Origin of the sequence: Pseudofrankia asymbiotica (assembly GCF_001983105.1) — a bacterium.
Taxonomy (GTDB): Bacteria; Actinomycetota; Actinomycetes; order Frankiales; family Frankiaceae; genus Pseudofrankia; species Pseudofrankia asymbiotica.
Map to the genome: position 1 here is coordinate 15551 of NZ_MOMC01000015.1, position 17111 is coordinate 32661.

Consider the following 17111-nt stretch of genomic DNA (forward strand, 5'->3'; position numbering starts at 1 on the left):
GAAGGAATTGCTATGTGCGCCTCCCTTTCGCCACAGCCCGCTCCCTCGGCGGCCCCCGCCGCGCCGCCGCCCGCGACCATCGGCCCGGTGGCCGACCTCTTCTCCTCCTACGTGGCCGCCAGCGCGATCTCAGCCGCCGTCGAGCTCGGCCTGTTCGACACGCTCGCCGACGGCGGCACCTGTCGGGCGGACGACCTGCGCCGTGGCGGCGAGCCGGTGTCGCCCTGGGTCGCGCGCGCCCTGCTCAACGCGCTGGCCTGGGCCGGCATCGTCGAGCTGCACACCTCGGACCCAGCCCTGCTGGTCCGGCCCGGTCCGCGCTTCGCCGACGCGTACGAGCTGCGCGGCTACTTCTACTGGCTGGTGCGCGGCAACGGCGAGGTGTTCACCTACGCGGCCGACCTGGCGCCCGACCGGGACGAGGTCACCTACCACCGCGACATGCGCGCGGTGGCCCTCAGCTCCCGGCTCATGGGCAACGGCGAGGTCGAGCCTCTGTTCGACCGCGTCCTGGCCGGCCTCGAGTTCACCCGGGTCGCCGACCTGGGCTGCGGCTCGGGTGGGCGCCTGGTCCGGATCATGAAGCGGAATCCMGGGGTGACCGGGGTGGGCATCGACCTCGCCCCGGCCTCGGTCGAACTGGCGGGGCAGGTCATCGCGGCCGAGGGCCTGGCCGACCGGCTCAGCGTGCGCCAGGGCGACGTCCACCGGCTCACCCCCGCCGACGACCTGTCCGACGTCGACGTCGTCACCTGCGTGTTCATGGGCCACGACTTCTGGCCGCGCGAGTCGTGCGTGCGGGTGCTGACCAACCTGCGGATCGCCTTCCCGAACCTTCGGACGATGCTGCTCTGCGATGTCGTCCGGTCCGAGGACACGCCCGGGCCGGACACGCCCATCTTCCGGCTCGGCTTCGAGGCCGCGCACGCGCTCATGCACACCTACCTGCCGACCGAGGCCGAGTGGGGCGAAGCGTTCGCCGAGGCCGGCTGGACGCCGCGCGCGGCCCACCACACCACCGCCCCGCCCGGCGGCGTCCTGTTCGAGCTGGTCCCGGTCGCGCCGGCACGCGCCGCCTCCGCGGACGTCGCGCGGGCCGCCACCGAGACTCTGTCGGCCGCGCGGTGACCACCATCAGCCGGCCGGCCAGGACGGTCCCGGACGCGGACGCCCTCGCCGAGCTGGCCGCCGGGCTCGCGGGCGTGGTGTCGACCCGGCCGGCCGACCTCGACACCCACGGCCGCGACGAGAACCATCTGGACAGCGTCCCGCCGCGAGCGGTGGTGTTCGCCGAGACCCGTGACGACGTCGTCACCACCATGCGGTGGGCCGGCCGCCACAACGCGGCCCTCATCCCGTTCGGCGCCGGCACGAGCGCCGAGGGCCATGTGGTGCCGCTCGGCGGCGAGGTGAGCCTGGACGTCTCCCGGATGAACCGGCTCGTCGCACTGTGCCCGGAGGACTTCCGCGCGGTCGTGCAGCCGGGCCTGACCAGGAACGGGCTCAACACCCGGGCGAGGGAGTTCGGGCTGACGTTTCCGGTCGACCCGGGCGCGGACGCGAGCCTCGGCGGGATGGCGGCGACCAACGCCAGCGGCACGACCACGATCCGTTACGGTGGCATGCGGGCCAACACCCTGGCCCTGGAGGTCGTGCTGGCCAGCGGTGACGTGCTGCGGCTGGGCCGGCCGGTCCGCAAGTCGAGCAGCGGCTACGACCTGCGCGACCTGTTCATCGGCTCGGCGGGCACCTTGGGCGTCATCACCGAGCTCACCGTCGCGCTGCACCCCGTACCCGAGGAGATCGCGGTGCTGCGGGCGTTCTTCCCCGACGTCGCCGCCGCGGTCGCCGGCGCCTTCGCGGCGGTCGGGACCGGGCTGCCCATCGCCCGCCTCGAGCTGCTCGACGAGATCACCGCCGGCCTGCTCGCCCAGGACGTGCCCGGCCTGGTCCCGGACGCCCCTGCCCTGTTCGTCGAGTTGCACAGCTCCACCGCGGCCGGCCTCGCCACCGAGCTGGACATCGCCCACCGAGCCCTGCTCGAGGCCGGCGCGAGCACGGTGGGCACGGCGACCGCGCAGGCGGAGCGGGAGGCCATCTGGGAAGCACGCCACCGCTTGTTCTGGTCGATCCGCCGGGCCTTCCCCGGCCGGCGATACCTGATCACTGACACGGCTGTGCCGCTGTCGGCGATCGTCGAGCACGCGCAGGTGATCAGCGAACTGCGCGCCGATCTCGGGCTGGACGTGGTCACCACCGGCCACGTCGGCGACGGCAACATCCACACCGTCGTCGCGGTCGCCGAGGGCCAGGACGCCCCGGCCGCGCTGTTCTCGGACGAGTTGGTCCGCCACGCGCTGCGCGTCGGCGGCACCTGCACCGGCGAGCACGGCATCGGCGTGAGCAAGCGCCAGTACCTGGCCGCCGAGCACGGCGACGCGGCCCTGTGGATGGCCCGCGTCAAGGGCCTGTTCGACCCGGGCAACGTGCTCAATCCAGGGAAGGTCGTCGGGCCCGACCTGCTGTCGGACGCGCTGGCGGCCCGCTAGTCGCTCGAAGGCTTCACCCACCAGCCGGGGCCGCTCCCGGCGGCACCGACGGCGTCGACCCGTCCCGCGTGGAGACCTCCAGGAGTCGGCCGTGACCACCACACTCGAACCCGCCCCAGCCGCGTCCGTCGGCTACCTCGGACCGGCGGGTACCTTCACCCACCGCACCGTGCTGGCCGATCCGGCCCTGGCCGCGCTGCGGCACGTCCCCTGCGCCGACCCCGACGAGCTCATGGCACGGCTCAGCGACGGGTCGGTCACCTATGGTGTGCTGGCCTGGGAGAACTCGGTCGCCGGCCTGGTCGGGCCGACGGCCGACCTGCTCGCCGGCCTGGGCACCGGAAAGGCCGTGGACCCGTCCGAACGAAGCCAGGTCCGCCTGCACCGCGACGTCGTCATCCCGGTCCGGTTCCAGCTCGTCGGCCGGCCCGGTGCCAGGCCGGAGGCGCTGCGCACGGTCCGCTCACATCCGCACGCGCTCGACCAGTGCCGTGCCTGGCTGGCTGAGCACGCCCCGCGGTCCAGCCTGGTCCCGGCCCCGTCCACGACGGCCGCGCTCGAGTTCGCCCTGGGCGACCCGACCGGCCGAACCGCCGCGGTCACGCCAAAGGCGGGCCTCGCCGCCCCGCGGCTCAGCGTTCTGGCCGACGACATAGGGGAGACCGCCACAGCGGAGACCCGGTTCGTCGTCCTCGGCCGCGACGAGCCGGCCCGCACCGGACGCGAGCGGACGGTCATCGCCTGCTTCCAGCAGCGCGACCGGCCCGGATCGCTGATGACCGTCCTCGAACCGTTCGCCCGCGCCGGCATCGACCTGCTCCGGATCGAATCCCGGCCGACCCGCGACGGGCTGGGCCGCTCCTACTTCCTCATCGAGTGGCGCGGCCATCCCGACGACCCGCCGCCGCGGGCCGTGCTGCGCGAGCTGGCCGAGCGCGCCGTCCGGGTCCGCGTGCTCGGCACCTTCGACGAGCCCAACCCCAGTCGCCCCACGCCCAGCCGGCCCAGGAAGGCCGGGTGACCAAGGTGGACGCGCCCCGGGCCCATTGGGACCGCTGCGCCTGGGGCGTGCTGCTGATCATCAGCCGCGCTGGTCCGCGGGCACTGCCAGGCCGGCCCGGCCGAGACCGGCAGTCACGAACGACGACGAAGGAGACCCGCCATGCGCTTGACGACCGGCCGAACCTGCTCTCGGGACGTGCCGCGGTGACCGCCGGCGAGCTCGACGCGCGACCGCACCCGACACCGATCCGGTCCCGGCTGACCGGCCTCGACCTGCTCGGCCCCGAGGCCCCGGACATCTCCATGATCGACTCGGTAACTGAGGGTCGCGAGATCATCGACGAGCTCGACGACGTGATCCGCGACGTGATCGTGCTGCGGCGTCGGGTGGCCTGGCGGATACAGAAGCTGCGGATGACCGCCGGCGGAGGGCGGATCGAGATGAGCCGCGAGTACGAGGTCACCCGCAGATTCCTGGACGCGCTCGGCCCAGCCGGCAGCGAGGTCGCGGTGGCGTTGCTTCTGTTGTGCCGAGGACCGGCCCCGTCGGTCGACGTCCGTCCGTCCACCGAACATGACTAGGAGCGACGGTGATCAGATGGCTTGCCACCCGGTCGCACCGTCCGTGCCGCGCTCGCCGCTGGGACGGACGGGATGGACGCGACACCGGGGAGATCGCGCCGGCCCGAACGGTGCCGCGCCGGCCATGGTGGGTTAGCCGGTGAGCCTGCGGACGCCCAGCACAGCGGCGGCGACCGCCGCGGGCGGGAACGCCGGCGCCGACCAGCCCGTGGCTGGACGCTGGAGCCGCCGGGACTGGTCGGTGCTGCTCATCACCTGCGTCGGGCTGTTCGTCACCCAGCTGGATCTGACCGTCGTCAACGTGGCGGTCGGCGCGATCGGTCGCCGGCTGCACGCGTCCACCCGCGCGGTGACCTGGGTGGTCGACGGGTATTTCGTGACGTTCGCCGCGTTCATGATCGGTTTTGGCGACGTCGGCGACCTGTTCGGGCGCAGGCGGGTCTTCCTGGCCGGGCTGGCCGGCTTCGCGGCCGCGTCGACCGGTTGCGCGGTCGCGCCCGGAGTCGGCTGGCTGATCCTGTTCCGCACCTTGCAGGGCGTCGCCGGCGCTGCCATCCTCGTCTCTTCGCTCGCCATCCTCACCGATGCCTTCGACGGGACCGACCGCACCCGCGCGATCGGCGTGTGGTCGGCCGTGGCCGGCATCGCCCTGGTCGTCGGCCCACTCGTCGGTGGTCTGGTCGTGGACGGACTGGGGTGGCGGTGGATCTTCTGGATCAACGTGCCGATCTCGTTCGTGAGCATCGCGGCCGGGCACAGGGTGCTGCGCGAGTCGCGCCGCGGCGGCCACGACCGCCAACTCGACCGCGGCGGCCAGATCCTCGCCGTTCTCATGCTGGGCGCCCTGGCCTGGGGGCTGTCCGAGACAGCCGCGGAGCCTGGGTCGGTCATCGGATGGCTGGCGCTCGGCGCCTCGGTCCTGCTCGCGGCGGGATTCGTCGCGGTGGAGCGCCGGTGCGCGACGCCACTCGTGCCACTGTCGGTGTTCCGTTCGCGAACCTTCCGGGGCGCCAACCTCGCCTCGCTGCTGGTCAACTTCGCGACTCTCGGTCTGCTTTACCTGCTCAGCCTCGATTTCGAGCATGTGGACGGCCGGTCAGCCACCGCTACGGGCGTCCGCATCGCTCCGCTGTTCGCTGCCTACGCCGCCGTCAGCATGCTCGCCGGGCGGATCGCCGACCGGTTCGGCCAGCGTGTCCCGGGGACGCTTGGCGGCTTGGCCGCCGGTGCGGGTGTCGCGCTCGTCGCAGCCGAGCGGGCGTCGGGAGCCGCTGCCGGCGCCGGTCTGGTGCTCGCGGGCGTGGGCATCGGGCTGGCGCTGCCGGCGGTGGTTTCGACCGCGGTCACGGCCGTCCCGGGAGCGCGGGCCGGCCTAGGGTCCGGGCTGAACAACACCGCCCGCCAGATCGGCGGAACCCTCGGCATCGCGCTGCTCGGCGGAGTAGTCGCGGGCGCCGGAAGTGAGCGGGCGGGTATCGGCCGAGCGCTCATCGCCGTCGCGGCCGCCTATACCGTCGCGGCCGCCCTCGCGGCTTCGACCCTGCGGCGCCCGACCCCCGTTCGGGGCGGCCCCGCGCACATCCCGAGCCCCGGTGGTAGCGACGGTCATCACGGAAGGCAGCAGCCATGATCGTACTAGTTCTGTGYCGCGACCGGCCCGGCACCCAGGAACTCCGCCGCGCGATCCGGCCCGCGCACCTCGAGTACATGATGGCCGCCCGGTCGAGGCTGGTCTTCGGTGGCCCGCTGACCGCCGAGGACGGGCTCGCCATCGGTGCGGTGTTCGCCCTGCGAGTGGCGACGACGTCCGAGGCCTCGCGGTTCCTCGCGGGCGAGCCCTACCACCAGGCCGGAGTGTTCGAGTCCGTCGTCGTCCATCCCATGCGACAGATGGTTCCCGAGGACCCACCCGGGCTGCTCGACGCCGAGCTGGACCGGGCTCGGGCGGCGGCAGCCGACGCCACCGTGTCGTCCTAGGCGCCGTCTGGAGCCGAAACCGGCGCTGTTCGTCGCGGCGGCCCACGGAGCGGACGACACCGTTCCGCTCGAGCCTCCTCGGCTATCCGCGAATAGCGCCTTTTCCGCGTTGACTGACACGCCAGCGTCGCCGACGCCGCCGGGTTGGCAGAGCCCATTTCCCTGCCGCGGAAACGCGGCTATAGCGACCTGGAGAAAAGGCCGTGACATCTTCTGTCGGCGTCGGCGAACCGTCCCTGGCGGCTCGGCTCGATCGCCTGCCGGTTGGCAGGATCCACCTCGTCGCGGTCATCTGCGTCGGGCTCGGGTTCTTCTTCGACACCTACGAGGTGTTTCTGGCCGGCACGTTGTCGGTCGTGCTGAAGCAGAGCTTCGGATTCGGAGGGGATTCGCTCAAGCTTCTGCTGGCCAGTGCCTTCGTGGGCCAGTTTGCCGGCGCGCTGGTACTCGGCCGGCTGGCCGACCGCATCGGCCGCCGCAACTCGTTCTTGCTGAACCTGCTCATCTACTCGGTGTTCTCGCTGGTCGGCGGACTGGCGCCGAACGTCGAGGTCCTCGTCGGCGCGCGGTTCCTGGCCGGGATGGGGCTGGGGGCCGAGCTCACGCTCGGCGACTCCTACCTGTCCGATCTGCTGCCACCGCGGGTGCGCGGCCGGCTCATCGCCGCCGCGTACACGATCGGCTTCCTTGGCGTCCCGGCCGCCGGGTTTCTCGGCCGCGGGCTCGTGGGGCGCAGTCCGGTCGGCGTCGACGGATGGCGCTGGATGTTCTTCCTCGGCGCTCTCGGCGCCGTGCTGGTGTGGGCGCTGCGGCGGGTGCTGCCCGAGTCGCCGCGCTGGCTGGAGTCGGTCGGGCGGCATGAGGAGGCCGACCGCATCGTCACCGCGTGGGAGACCGACGCCGTCCGGCGTGGGCACGCCCTTTCCGAACCGGCCCCCGTCCCGGCCCCGACGACGCCTCCCGAGACAGCACCGCGGCGCCCGCCGTTCCGTGTGTTGTTCACCGGGCCGTTCCTGCGGCGCACCGTGATGGCTTGGATCATGAACGTGATGTCGGCGATCGGCTACTACGGATTCGGCACGATCGCGACCCTGGTGCTGGTCGCGAAGGGCTACACGGTGCTTACCTCGCTGAGCTTCCTTGCCCTCACCTATGTTGGCTATCCGCTCGGCTCGCTGCTGTCGCTGCCGGTGATCGAACGCTTCGAGCGTCGCGCCATCGTGGCGGTCTCGGCCAGTGGAATGGCCGTCGCCGGGCTGCTGTTCGGGTTCGCCGGTTCCGGCACCACCGTGGTCCTGTGGGGAACGCTGTTTACGTTGATCAGCAACGTCTACTCCAACGGTTACCACGTCTTCACGGCCGAGCTGTACCCGACCGCGGTGCGTGCCACGGCGGTCGGCGCGGCATACGCGCTGAGCCGGCTCGTCACCGCCGCGCTGCCATTCGTCCTCATCCCCATCCTCGACCACGCCGGGTCGGGAGCCGTGTTCACCGTGGTCGCCGCCGCCCTGGTCATCCTGGCCCTCGACGTCCTCGCGCTCGGGCCACGCACCACGGGACTGCCGGTGGACCAGGCCGCCGCTCTGCCCCAACAGCGGCCAGCGCCAGCACCCACCGCGCGCGAACTGACACCGGCTCTGGAACTGGACCAGCCCGGTGGGCCGCAGCATGCCTGACGGCGCGACCCCGGCGGCCGCGGCCGCCGGGATCGCCGCGGTCGCCGCGGGCGAGCGCGCCCCCCGTTCCGCGGCCGACGCCGCCGTGGCCATCTGCGCTGACCTGCTGCGGATCGACACCTCCAACTACGGCACCGACGATGGCCCGGGCGAGCGCACCGCCGCGGAATACTGCGCGACCGTTCTGGCCGACGCGGGCCTGCCTGTCGAGATCATCGAACCCCGCCCCCGACGCACCACGGTCATGGCGCGTTGGCCCGGACTGGACCGAACACGGCCGCCGCTCCTCATCCACGCCCACACCGACGTCGTCCCGGCGGAACCGGCCATCTGGAGCAGGCACCCGTTCGGCGCCGAGCTGGCGGACGGATGCCTGTGGGGTCGCGGCGCGGTCGACATGAAGTACTTCGTGGCCCAGGTGCTCGCGGTGATCCGGGCCTGGTCAGGCAGCGGGCAGCGGCCGGCCCGTGACGTCGTGCTCGCCTTCGTCGCCGACGAGGAGAACGGCGGCCAACTGGGCGCGCGGTGGCTGGTCGAGCATCGTCGCGACCTACTGGACGACTGCACCGAGGCCATCGGAGAGGTCGGCGGGTACTCGGCGCGGCTGCCCACCGGGCAGCGGCTGTATTTCATCGAGACCGCGCAGAAGGGCGTCCTCTGGTTCGAGGTCACCGCGCGCGGTCCCGCCGGGCACGCATCGATGATCAATGACGGTAACAGCGTGGTGACCCTGGCCGAGGTTGTCGCTCGCATCGGCCGGCACGAGTTCCCGTACCGCCTCACCCCGACCACGCGCGCCCTGCTGCAGACCGTCGCCGACTGCGTCGGCGAACCGTTCGATCCGGTCGACCCAGAAGCGTTGCTGCGCCACCTCGGCCCCGCCGCCCGCATGATCGCCTCGTCACTGCGCGACGTCGCCTCGCCGACCGAGTTGGCCGCGGGCGGAAAGACGAACGTCATACCGCCGCATGCCACGGCGCGGTTTGACTGCCGTTTCCTGCCCGGCTCCGAAGAAGCCTGCGCGGCGCGCATGCGCGAGCTGATCGGGCCGGGCGTCGACCACCAGATCGTCTACCGCGCCATCGCGGTGGAGACCGAATTCAGCGGGCCGGTCAGCGACGCGATCACGCAGGCAGTCATCGCCACCGATCCCGGCGCGATCACCGTTCCCTACCTCCTGCCCGCGGGCAGCGACGCCAAGCACTTCAGCCAGCTCGGCATCAACTGTTTCGGATTCGCTCCACTGCAACTGCCCGACGGTTTCGATTTCCCCGCGGCCTTCCATGGCGTGGACGAGCGTGTGCCGGTCGACGCGATCCGCGCCGGAGTCGCCATCCTGGAACGATTCCTGCAGTTGTGCTGAATCAGGCTCCCGGGAGGAGGACCTCGTGGCGACGTTGTTGCGTCGAAACGGACCGAGGTGTGGCACAGACCGGCGGGTCTGTTGCACGGCCGGGRCCATCTGTTCAAGAACAAGAAAACAAAGATCGAAAATCGACCAGACAAGGATCGCCGAGAAACGTGTTCGACCTTCTGGACGACGAGTGCTGCGGGTTCGGGCGCGCCGCCAGCGGCGGGCGGTCGATTGTGGGTCTGCCATGGTCAGGACCGAGTTGTCGCCCACCGGCGGTGCTTTCGGGGCGTGCGGCGTCGTCCCCGGGTCGGCGCCGGGCGGTCTCGGTAGGCTCGCGCTATGGCCGCCGAACCCGTCGCGGGGACCCGGCCCCGGTGGCCGGCGCTCGCGTCGTGCTCACGTGGTCGGCTCAACGCTGCCACCCTTCGTACGCCGTGGTTCGTGCCGCCAGCGGCGCTGGCTTTGGGTGTGGGGTGTCAGAACAGGGACACCGGCCTTGACCTGGGGTTTTGCGCGGCTGATTCGTAGTCGTTGATCAGGCCGTCGAGTCGGAGTACGAGTAGCTCGATGTCCTTGGACGCGGACGAACGGCCGAGCAGTGTCAGCCTGCCGCAGACCTGGGTGAAGATCAGGTAGAGCAGGCGTACGACCATAGTTGACCATCATGCCGACGGCCGGGTGGCCACGTCGTCCCAGGTCGGAGGCTCTGGCCGACTTTTGGCACCCCACAAGGTCGAAGAACACCGAGGCGGTGCGGTTTAGGCGATGCCGACCGCGATCAGCTGTCGCCAGATCTCGCCCTGGTCGATGACCTCGACCCCGAGCTTCTCGGCTTTGGTGAGTTTGCTGACGCCGACGTCGGCGCCGGTGATGAGCAGGTCGGTGTTCGCCGAGACTGAGGACGCGATGTTCGCGCCGGCCTTCTCGCACAACCGTTGGAAGGTCGGCCGGGGGACCTTCTCTCCGGAGCGTGGGTCGCTGATCGCGCCAGTGACGACGACCGTTTTGCCGGCCAGCGGCGCGTCGGACGTGACGGCCGGCGGGAGGTCCTCGGTGCGCACGTCCAGGGAGACACCACGCTGCCGTAGCCGTTCGAGCTGCGGCCGAAGCCGAGTCAGGTGYACGGTCAGCGAGGCGGCGACCTTTGGCCCGATGTCCTCCACGGCCATGAGTCGTTCCTCGCCGGCGTCGGCGATCTGCTCGAGCGAACCGAATCCCGCGCGGCACAGCCGCGCGGCGGTGCCCTCGGAGGCCATGGGGATCGCGAGCCCTATCAACGCCCGGCGCAGCCCCACCTGGCGGCTGGCGTCGATCGATTCGATCATGCGTGCGGCCGAAACCTCACCGATGCGGTCGAACTCCAGCAACGTCTCCTTGGTCAGGCCGTAGAAGTCCGCCGGATGCTCGAGGATCCCGACCTCGGCAAGCCGCTCGATCCACACCGGACCGACGGCCTCGATGTCCGCTGCCGCCCGCGACGACCAGTGGATCAGCCGCCGCACCGTCTGGGCAGGGCAGGCGATATTGGTGCAGAACAGCTCGCGGCTGTTTCCCTGCTCGGTCACCGGGTGTCCACACGACGGGCACGCGGTGGGCGCCACGATTTCCCGCTCGGCACCTGTGCGTCTGGACGCGTCGAGCACACCCGCGACGAACGGGATCACATCGCCGGCCCGGCGCACCAGCACCGTGTCCCCGATCCTGATGCCGCGTGCGTGGATCACCTCCTGGTTGGCCAGCGTCGCGCGGCTGACTGTCGTTCCGCCCACGAACACCGGCTGCAGATGCGCGATCGGGGCGATCTTGCCCGTCTTGCCGACGTCCCAGACCACATCAGACAGAACCGTCGTCTTCTCCTCCGCGGCGAACTTGAACGCCAACGCGCCACGGGGCGAGTTCGATCGGGTCCCGGCGGCCGCGTAGGCATCCCGGTTGGCCAGCCGCAGCACGGCGCCGTCCAGGTCGTAGTCCAGGCCGTTGCGTCGCTCCTCGATCGCCCCGATCACCGCCCGCGCCGCGTCCGCGTCCGCGCAGTGGCGCATGTCGGCGACGGTGAACCCGAGCGTCCGCAGTCCGTCCTCCAGATCGGTCCCCGCGCCACCGGGGTCGGCTGAGGTGTCCAGATCGAAGGCGAAGAACTGCAAGCGTCGTTCGGCGACTGTGGCGGGATCCTTCGCCCGTAGGGTGCCGGCGGCGGCAGTGCGTGGGTTGATCAGTGGCCGGTCCGGGTGCGCGGTGTTGTAGGCGGCGAACGTGGAGCGCCGCATCACCGCCTCGCCGCGTACCTCGACCCGGCCCCGGGCAGTGATCCGCTCCGCCACCCCGTCGAYCAGCGCCCGCACCAGAACGGTCACGTCATCGCCCGTCGTACCGTCTCCCCGGGTGATCGCCCGCGTCAACCGTCCGTCCTGATAGACCAGTGCCAGCGACAGCCCGTCCAGCTTCGGCATGATCACAACCTGCTGCCCGGGAAAGCGATCGAAGAACGCCGCGACCTGCTCGAGCCGGGTCGCCTTCTCCAGCGACAGCATCGGGCGCGAGTGCCGGATCGGCGCGTGCAGGACCGTCGGCCCGCCCACCTGCTCCAGCKGATTCGGGTCAGGCGTCAACTCCGGGTTCGCGTCGATCAGCCCCCGCAGCTCCTCCTCGATCACGTCGTACTCGGTGTCCGCGACCAACGGCGAGCCCCGGTAGTAGCCGTCACGCAGCGCCACGACCTGGTCGGCGAGTTCCTGGATCCTTTTGCCGGCGTCCACGGCGCAGAACGCTACCGTCGCCCACCGACATATCGTCCGCTCAAGCCGCCAGCCCCGGGGCTCGCGGGCGGATCGAGGAGGCGCTGAGGCATAGGTCGATGCCCTGGTCGACCTCGGTGGTCGAGGCATGATCGAGTGGTGTCTCGCTGCCCCCCTCGTCCGCGGCCCCGGTGTCGGAGTTCGCCGGGTTCCGATTCCCGCCCGAGGTGATCGTTCTTGGAGTGCGCTGGTATCCACGGTTCGCCCTGTCCTACCGGGACGTCGAGGAGCTGCTGGCCGAACGCGGCCTCGACGTCGATCACGTCACGATCTACCGCCGGGTTCGTCAGTTCACGCCGCTGCTGATCGACGCCGCCCGGCCGTGTCGCCACCGGCTCGGTGTCCACGCCCGCCGCGTTGGCGGCCGTGGACACCGAGCCGGCCTGAGCCGGCGGTGTCCTCACAGCCGGGCCGCCTCCGGATCGTTGGCGTCGGCGGCACTCGCTCGGGCCGGTGGGAGGTCGGGTCGGGACGGCGCTGTGGCTGGCGAGTCCAGGCCGAACGAGGCGAGGGCCGCCGCCACGAGTGCTCCGGCCGACACGTACCAGGCGTGTTGGAAGACCGCGTGGCTCGCCGCGCCGGAGGCGCGGCCCAGGATCGCGACCAGGACGCTGATCCCGATGACCGAGCCGAGCTGGGTGGCCATCGTCACGATCGCGCTGCCGGTCGCGGAGTCCTTCGGTGGCAGGCCGACCGTGGCCCGGGTGATCGCGGTCGGCACCGCCAGGCCGTAACCCAGGCCGAGGACCACCCAGGTCGGCAGGAACGCGGCCACGAACCGCGGCTCGTCGGTGACCAGGTGGGTCAGCATGATCGTGCCGATGGCGGCGAGCAGCGCGCCCGCGACCGCGATCCGTCCGGCCCGCAGCCGGGTACGCGCCTGGAGGGTCTCCGCGACGGATCGTGGGAAAGCCGGTGCAGGGTGGCGTTGCGTCGTCCTGGAGCGCCGCCTGAGTTAGCGGACGGCCGCTAGCAGGCGGCTTGCGCCGCGCTGCCAGATGACTCCGACCTCGGCGAAGCCTGCCGCGTGCAGCGCGGCCGTGTGCACGGCGAGCTTCCTGCCGTCTCGTACGGGATGGACCAGCTCGCGCCGCACGCGCTCCGTGTCAGCGGGCGCCAGCGCGGGATGCGCCGACACCGCCTGCCACCACTGGTCCCAGTCCTCTGCCTGGCCGCTGGGGCCGTCGGGGAGGCGCCGGAGCGCCTCACGCTCCTCCAGGGATTGCTCCAGCGACGACAGGACCGGGCTGTCTGCCTCGTCCAGCCGCAGGTGGTCGGCGTCGAGGAGCAGCCCGCCTGGGCGCAGGAGCGCGGCCAGCGCGGCATACAGGTCACGGAGCTCGGCCGAGCCCAGCCAGTGCAGGGCGGTGCTGGACACGACTGCGTCTACTTTCCTGCCGGCCTCGAGGCCGAGGCCGGCAACCCATCCGGGCGTCCGCAGGTCGAGGTCCTCGAAGCGCAGCCCGGCGACGTCGCCGTAGGCGGAACGGCCGAGGGCCAGCGTGACCGGGTCGGCGTCGATCGCGATCACCGTGGCCTGCGGGAGCCGCCGCAGCAGGCGCACCGACAGGGAGCCCGGCCCGGCGCCGAGGTCGAGCACCAGCGGGTCCGGCCGGCCGGCCGATGCGTCCACCGCGTCGATCACCGCGGTGAACCGGTCTTCCCGGTCGGCGAGGTAGGTCTCCTGCTGGCGGTCCCAGCGGGCAACCCAGTCGCGGGCGGTGGTTGGGTCGAGCTCGGTCAGTTCTGACATACAAGCCCCAGGTGACTGGCTATTGTTGGTTCGACAGTGACGACGGTAGGACGAGGGCGGTAACTGGTCAAGTGAACTTCAGCAGTCACACGGATGCGGTCGTCGGGATCGCGGTCGCCCTGGTGAACTTGTTGACCGAGGGAGAGAGACGCGGCAGGGCGTACCTGCCGCCCGCGGGAACCGAGCGAATCGCCCAGCTCAACACCCTGTTCGAGGGCCGTAGCCAGGCCGTGACCACCGAGGCGGAAGCGGACGAGTTCGCCGGTGTCGCGGTCGGTCTGCGCGCGGTCTTCACCGCGATCGCCGCCAGAAACATCGACGCCGCCGCGCGCCAGGTCAACGGCATGCTCAAGGCCACTGGCGCGCACCCGTCGCTGCAACGGCACGACGGGCAGGCATGGCACATCCACTTTCACGCCGCGGACGAGCGGTCCCTGGCCGACAACTGGGCAGCCGGCTACGCCACCGCGCTAGCGATCGTGGTCGGCGGCGAGCACGTCGACCGGCTCGGGGTGTGCACCGCAGCGCACTGCGACCGGGTCTACGTGGATACCTCACGCAACGGCAGCAAGCGGTTCTGCTCGACGGCGTGCCAGAACAGGATCAAGGCCGCTGCCTTCCGCGAGGCCAGGCGGGAGGCTGCGGCCGGCGAGTGAGACCACCGGGCGGGCGATGTCTCGAGCGGCCCCGGCCGGGCTACCCCCACGGTCGGGCTGTCCGCCCGAGCGCCGCGTAACTTCCGTGCACCCGGGGCGCACGCACGGCGACGAAGTCGAGGACATGACGACGCACCATGCCGTCAACACGTGCCACCCGATCATACCTCTGGGACAACTCGACCATGCCTCCGCTACGGTCCAGCAGGATCTGGGCTTCAACATGCGCCGGGTCGGCGGCTCTGCTGCTGCGTTCCTGGAACCGGCGCAGGACATTCTCTTTGCTGTCGAGAAGGGTGATTTCGTGAAATTCGGCACCGGTTTCGCGGGCGAGCTCATCAAGCTGCTCGATGAAGGGCAGCCTACCGACGAATTGCGGGATCACGACATCGTGTCCCGCGTGAGGTGCCCGCCGACGCGGTCAACGTCGCCCTCGACGACCTGGGCATGCACCCCGACCTCGTCATCGCCGGCATCCACGAGGGCCAGTCCCTCGGCCCCGACGTCGACGAGTCCGGCACCGTCGGCGCCGCCCGCGCCGCCGCCCAACGCGGCATCCCCGCCCTCGCCGTCAGCCTCGGCCTCGGCGACACCTACGACTACACCCCCGCCGTCACACTGGTCCAGGACTGGATCACCAAGAACCGTGCCAGCCTGCTCTCCGACACCAAGCCCCGCCAGACCACGGTGTCCAACCTCAACGTCCCCAACTGCTTCGCCGGTGGCAAGGTCCGCGGCCTGCTCGAAGTCGACACCGAACCGCGGATCCCCGACCCAGCCGCCGCACGACAGAACCAGACTGCACCTCCACGAACAAGCCGAGCGACGAGGTCGGCGCGTTCAACGCCGGATACGCCACCCTCACCCGGGCTTGAGCTTGGCCCCCGCGATCGACCACCTGATCAGCCACTACGAGCCATTGTCGAACTGACACCGATGATGACTCGGCTGACGACGCGAACCATCGGAACGAGCAGTCCTGCTCCCGCTCCGACAGGTCCGAGGGATACCGGCGCCGTACGGCCATGACCTGCCTCCGCTATCAAAACACCACCGATTTAAGAGTCACGGACAGTTACTGTCGTTCGGTGTCGGGGCGGACCGGAGGATGCTGCGGTGTCAACAGCCGCAGGGGTCTTCACGGTCCATCCCTGACGCCTGGTGTCGGTACTTGACGGCTCCTGCTCGCGCTTCCGCACCCGTTCCACAGTGCTCTCGCCCGCGCGCTGAGCGGCGCTGGGCACTTCCCGACGTCGGGCGTGCTTCAGCCGATGACCGGTACCGAGCGGCCGTTGTCGACGGTGTAGACGCCGGCCGAGATCGCCCCGAAGGCCGCGGGGCTGATCGTCAGGGCGACGACACCGCCGGGTAGTACACGCGAGGTCTGTTCCTTGACCGTGAACGTTGCCGGGGTCGATCCATTGGGGAAAAGCCGCTTCCCTGTTCCGATGACAACCGGATACTGGAGCAGGCGGTAGACGTCGACCAGCCCGGCCTCGTGCAGCGTCTGGACGAGCCTCCAGCTGCCGTGCACCTGGAGTTCGCCGCCTGGGAGCGCTTTGAGGCGCCGGATCTCGTCGACCACGTCGCCGCGCACGACCGTGGCCAGCGCCCAGCCGGCCTCGTCGTCGCTCAGAGTCGAGCTGACGACGTACTTCGGCAGGGTGTTCAGCTTGGTCGCGATCCGGTCGTCGGGGTCGGTGACCCTGGACCAGTGGTCGCGGAGCATCTCGAAGCTCGTGCGCCCGAAGAGGAACGCACCGGCCTGGTGGAACCAGTCCTCGACGACTTCGCTGGTGTGCGCAGACGCGTGGGGGACGAGCCAGCCGCCGCGGTCGAACCCGCCGGTCCGGTCCTCGTCGGGCGCTCCAGGGCCCTGCATGACRCCGTCGAGACTGACGAAGATGTTGACGCTGAGCAGCACGAGTCGTCCTCCAGGTGGTGCGCACGGGGCTTGCCGGTGCCGGCACCGGGACGCTAGCTGCCGGGGCTGGACGCGGTCTTGTACAGGAACGACATCGGCTCGGGCGTCTCGCCCACCCGCAGCTCGCTCGCGGTGCGCCCGATGTACCGGCGCAGGGCGTGCCCGAGGTGCGCCTGGTCGAAGTAGCCGAGATCGCCGGCGACGGCCCGCCAGTCACGGCCCGCGTGAAGCATCGTGGCGGCGGCGTTCGCACGGTCGATCTGCCGTACCGCGGTTCGCGAGAGCCCGGTGAGGGCGCGGTAGCGACGTTGAAGCGTCCGAGCGGTCGGCGCCTCCTCGCGGGCCTCGCGGTGCTCGTCCCCAAGCCGGGGGCGAGTCAGCAGGCCCGCGTCCCGCAGCCGCGCGACGAACTGCTCGACGTTCTCGTACGTCGGCGTTTCCCAGTCCTCGCCGCCGATGATGATTCTTCCCGAGCCCGTCACAGGTAATGGCTCGTATCCGTCGACGATCAGGGCCGCCGGGTTCGGCCGCAGCACGGTTCCAAGGGCGAAGCGGACTCCGAGGTACTCGGTACCGGGCGGCACCGGCGCGGTCGTCGCCCGCAGCTCCGGTCCGCGCAGTCCCGCGAGAAGCTTCCCGTCCTTGCGTGAGACGATCAGATGCCAGCAGGTGCGCGCCGCGGAGACCATCGTCTCCTCGGCGCCGCCGCTTCTGCCGCGCCAGACGCGGTCGACGAAGGCGCTGTCCGCGCCGCGATGCTCGAACTCCAGTGTCACCGCGCCTGAGCGTAGACCGGCGCCGGTCTACCTGGCACCCGACGCGCCACCGGCCGGGGCCTCGCCG

17 protein-coding genes and 1 pseudogene are annotated in these 17111 nt (G+C 71.1%); 11 read left to right on the forward strand and 7 right to left on the reverse strand.

The features are described 5' to 3' along the window. Nucleotides 1–12: 12 nt before the first annotated feature. The 8 genes from BL253_RS08005 to BL253_RS08040 all read left to right on the forward strand — a co-directional run bounded on the left by BL253_RS08005 (nt 13) and on the right by BL253_RS08040 (nt 9149). Nucleotides 13–1128, forward strand: coding sequence for an SAM-dependent methyltransferase (locus BL253_RS08005; protein ID WP_076815060.1), 1116 nt, complete (start codon nt 13–15; stop codon nt 1126–1128). After that, a complete protein-coding gene (locus BL253_RS08010) occupies nt 1125–2549 on the forward strand; it encodes an FAD-binding oxidoreductase (protein WP_081438099.1) in 1425 nt (474 codons plus the stop codon). Before BL253_RS08005 ends, BL253_RS08010 begins: the two co-directional genes overlap by 4 nt. A gap of 91 nt (nt 2550–2640) precedes the next feature. Beyond that, nucleotides 2641–3570, forward strand: a complete 930-nt coding sequence (locus tag BL253_RS08015; RefSeq protein WP_076815062.1) for a prephenate dehydratase — start codon at nt 2641–2643, stop codon at nt 3568–3570. Further along, entirely contained in the window at nt 3567–4133 is a 567-nt protein-coding gene (locus BL253_RS08020) for a chorismate mutase (protein WP_241834616.1), read from the forward strand. Before BL253_RS08015 ends, BL253_RS08020 begins: the two co-directional genes overlap by 4 nt. Nucleotides 4134–4272: 139 nt before the next feature. Beyond that, the gene (locus tag BL253_RS08025; RefSeq protein ID WP_076815065.1) at nt 4273–5763 is read left to right on the forward strand and encodes an MFS transporter; all 1491 of its coding nucleotides are present in this window, start codon (nt 4273–4275) and stop codon (nt 5761–5763) included. Then, nucleotides 5760–6110, forward strand: a complete 351-nt coding sequence (locus tag BL253_RS08030) for a YciI family protein (RefSeq protein ID WP_071048400.1) — start codon at nt 5760–5762, stop codon at nt 6108–6110. The genes BL253_RS08025 and BL253_RS08030 overlap by 4 nt, the downstream gene beginning before the upstream one ends. Before the next feature lie 203 nt (nt 6111–6313). Then, on the forward strand, nt 6314–7786 hold the full coding sequence (locus BL253_RS08035; protein WP_076815067.1) for an MFS transporter: 1473 nt from the start codon (nt 6314–6316) through the stop codon (nt 7784–7786). Next, a complete protein-coding gene (locus BL253_RS08040; protein ID WP_198946210.1) occupies nt 7779–9149 on the forward strand; it encodes a M20/M25/M40 family metallo-hydrolase in 1371 nt (456 codons plus the stop codon). The genes BL253_RS08035 and BL253_RS08040 overlap by 8 nt, the downstream gene beginning before the upstream one ends. A gap of 467 nt (nt 9150–9616) precedes the next feature. Here BL253_RS08040 and BL253_RS43530 read toward each other — a convergent pair whose 3' ends face one another. Both BL253_RS43530 and ligA read right to left on the reverse strand, forming a co-directional pair. Then, a complete protein-coding gene (locus BL253_RS43530; RefSeq protein ID WP_241834617.1) occupies nt 9617–9793 on the reverse strand; it encodes a hypothetical protein in 177 nt (58 codons plus the stop codon). A gap of 105 nt (nt 9794–9898) precedes the next feature. After that, nucleotides 9899–11896, reverse strand: a complete 1998-nt coding sequence (gene ligA, locus BL253_RS08045) for an NAD-dependent DNA ligase LigA (protein WP_076815069.1) — start codon at nt 11894–11896, stop codon at nt 9899–9901. Between the two features lie 170 nt (nt 11897–12066). On the opposite strand from ligA, the pseudogene BL253_RS08050 reads away from it, so the two are divergent. Beyond that, a pseudogene (locus tag BL253_RS08050) lies at nt 12067–12270 on the forward strand (IS6 family transposase); the annotation flags it as partial. 65 nt (nt 12271–12335) lie between these two features. Here BL253_RS08050 and BL253_RS08055 read toward each other — a convergent pair. Continuing rightward, entirely contained in the window at nt 12336–12803 is a 468-nt protein-coding gene (locus BL253_RS08055; protein ID WP_338013700.1) for an MFS transporter, read from the reverse strand. An 87-nt stretch (nt 12804–12890) separates the two neighbouring features. Further along, nucleotides 12891–13688, reverse strand: coding sequence for a class I SAM-dependent methyltransferase (locus BL253_RS08060; protein WP_076815072.1), 798 nt, complete (start codon nt 13686–13688; stop codon nt 12891–12893). 122 nt (nt 13689–13810) lie between these two features. Between BL253_RS08060 and BL253_RS08065 the strand changes: the two genes are divergently transcribed. Beyond that, nucleotides 13811–14344, forward strand: a complete 534-nt coding sequence (locus BL253_RS08065) for a CGNR zinc finger domain-containing protein (RefSeq protein ID WP_198946211.1) — start codon at nt 13811–13813, stop codon at nt 14342–14344. 40 nt (nt 14345–14384) lie between these two features. Here BL253_RS08065 and BL253_RS08070 read toward each other — a convergent pair whose 3' ends face one another. After that, nucleotides 14385–14729 carry a hypothetical protein gene (locus BL253_RS08070; RefSeq protein WP_076815076.1) on the reverse strand — a complete coding sequence of 115 codons (345 nt, stop codon included), beginning with the start codon at nt 14727–14729 and terminating at the stop codon, nt 14385–14387. A gap of 20 nt (nt 14730–14749) precedes the next feature. Here BL253_RS08070 and BL253_RS08075 point away from each other — a divergent pair, with 20 nt between their 5' ends. Next, nucleotides 14750–15373: a 5'/3'-nucleotidase SurE gene (locus tag BL253_RS08075; RefSeq protein ID WP_076815078.1), complete on the forward strand. Its 624-nt coding sequence runs from the start codon at nt 14750–14752 to the stop codon at nt 15371–15373. Nucleotides 15374–15608: 235 nt separating this feature from the next. Here BL253_RS08075 and BL253_RS08080 read toward each other — a convergent pair whose 3' ends face one another. Beyond that, a complete protein-coding gene (locus tag BL253_RS08080) occupies nt 15609–16268 on the reverse strand; it encodes a dihydrofolate reductase family protein (protein WP_076815080.1) in 660 nt (219 codons plus the stop codon). Between the two features lie 53 nt (nt 16269–16321). Continuing rightward, on the reverse strand, nt 16322–17044 hold the full coding sequence (locus tag BL253_RS08085) for a helix-turn-helix domain-containing protein (RefSeq protein WP_076815082.1): 723 nt from the start codon (nt 17042–17044) through the stop codon (nt 16322–16324). Nucleotides 17045–17111 lie beyond the last annotated feature (67 nt).

What these genes read in the sequence shown, in the direction of transcription:
- BL253_RS08060 (WP_076815072.1), bottom strand. Translation starts at nt 13,688, where the DNA reads ATGTCAGAACTGACCGAGCTCGACCCAACCACCGCCCGCGACTGGGTT.
- BL253_RS08040 (WP_198946210.1), top strand. Translation starts at nt 7,779, where the DNA reads ATGCCTGACGGCGCGACCCCGGCGGCCGCGGCCGCCGGGATCGCCGCG.
- BL253_RS43530 (WP_241834617.1), bottom strand. Translation starts at nt 9,793, where the DNA reads ATGGTCGTACGCCTGCTCTACCTGATCTTCACCCAGGTCTGCGGCAGG.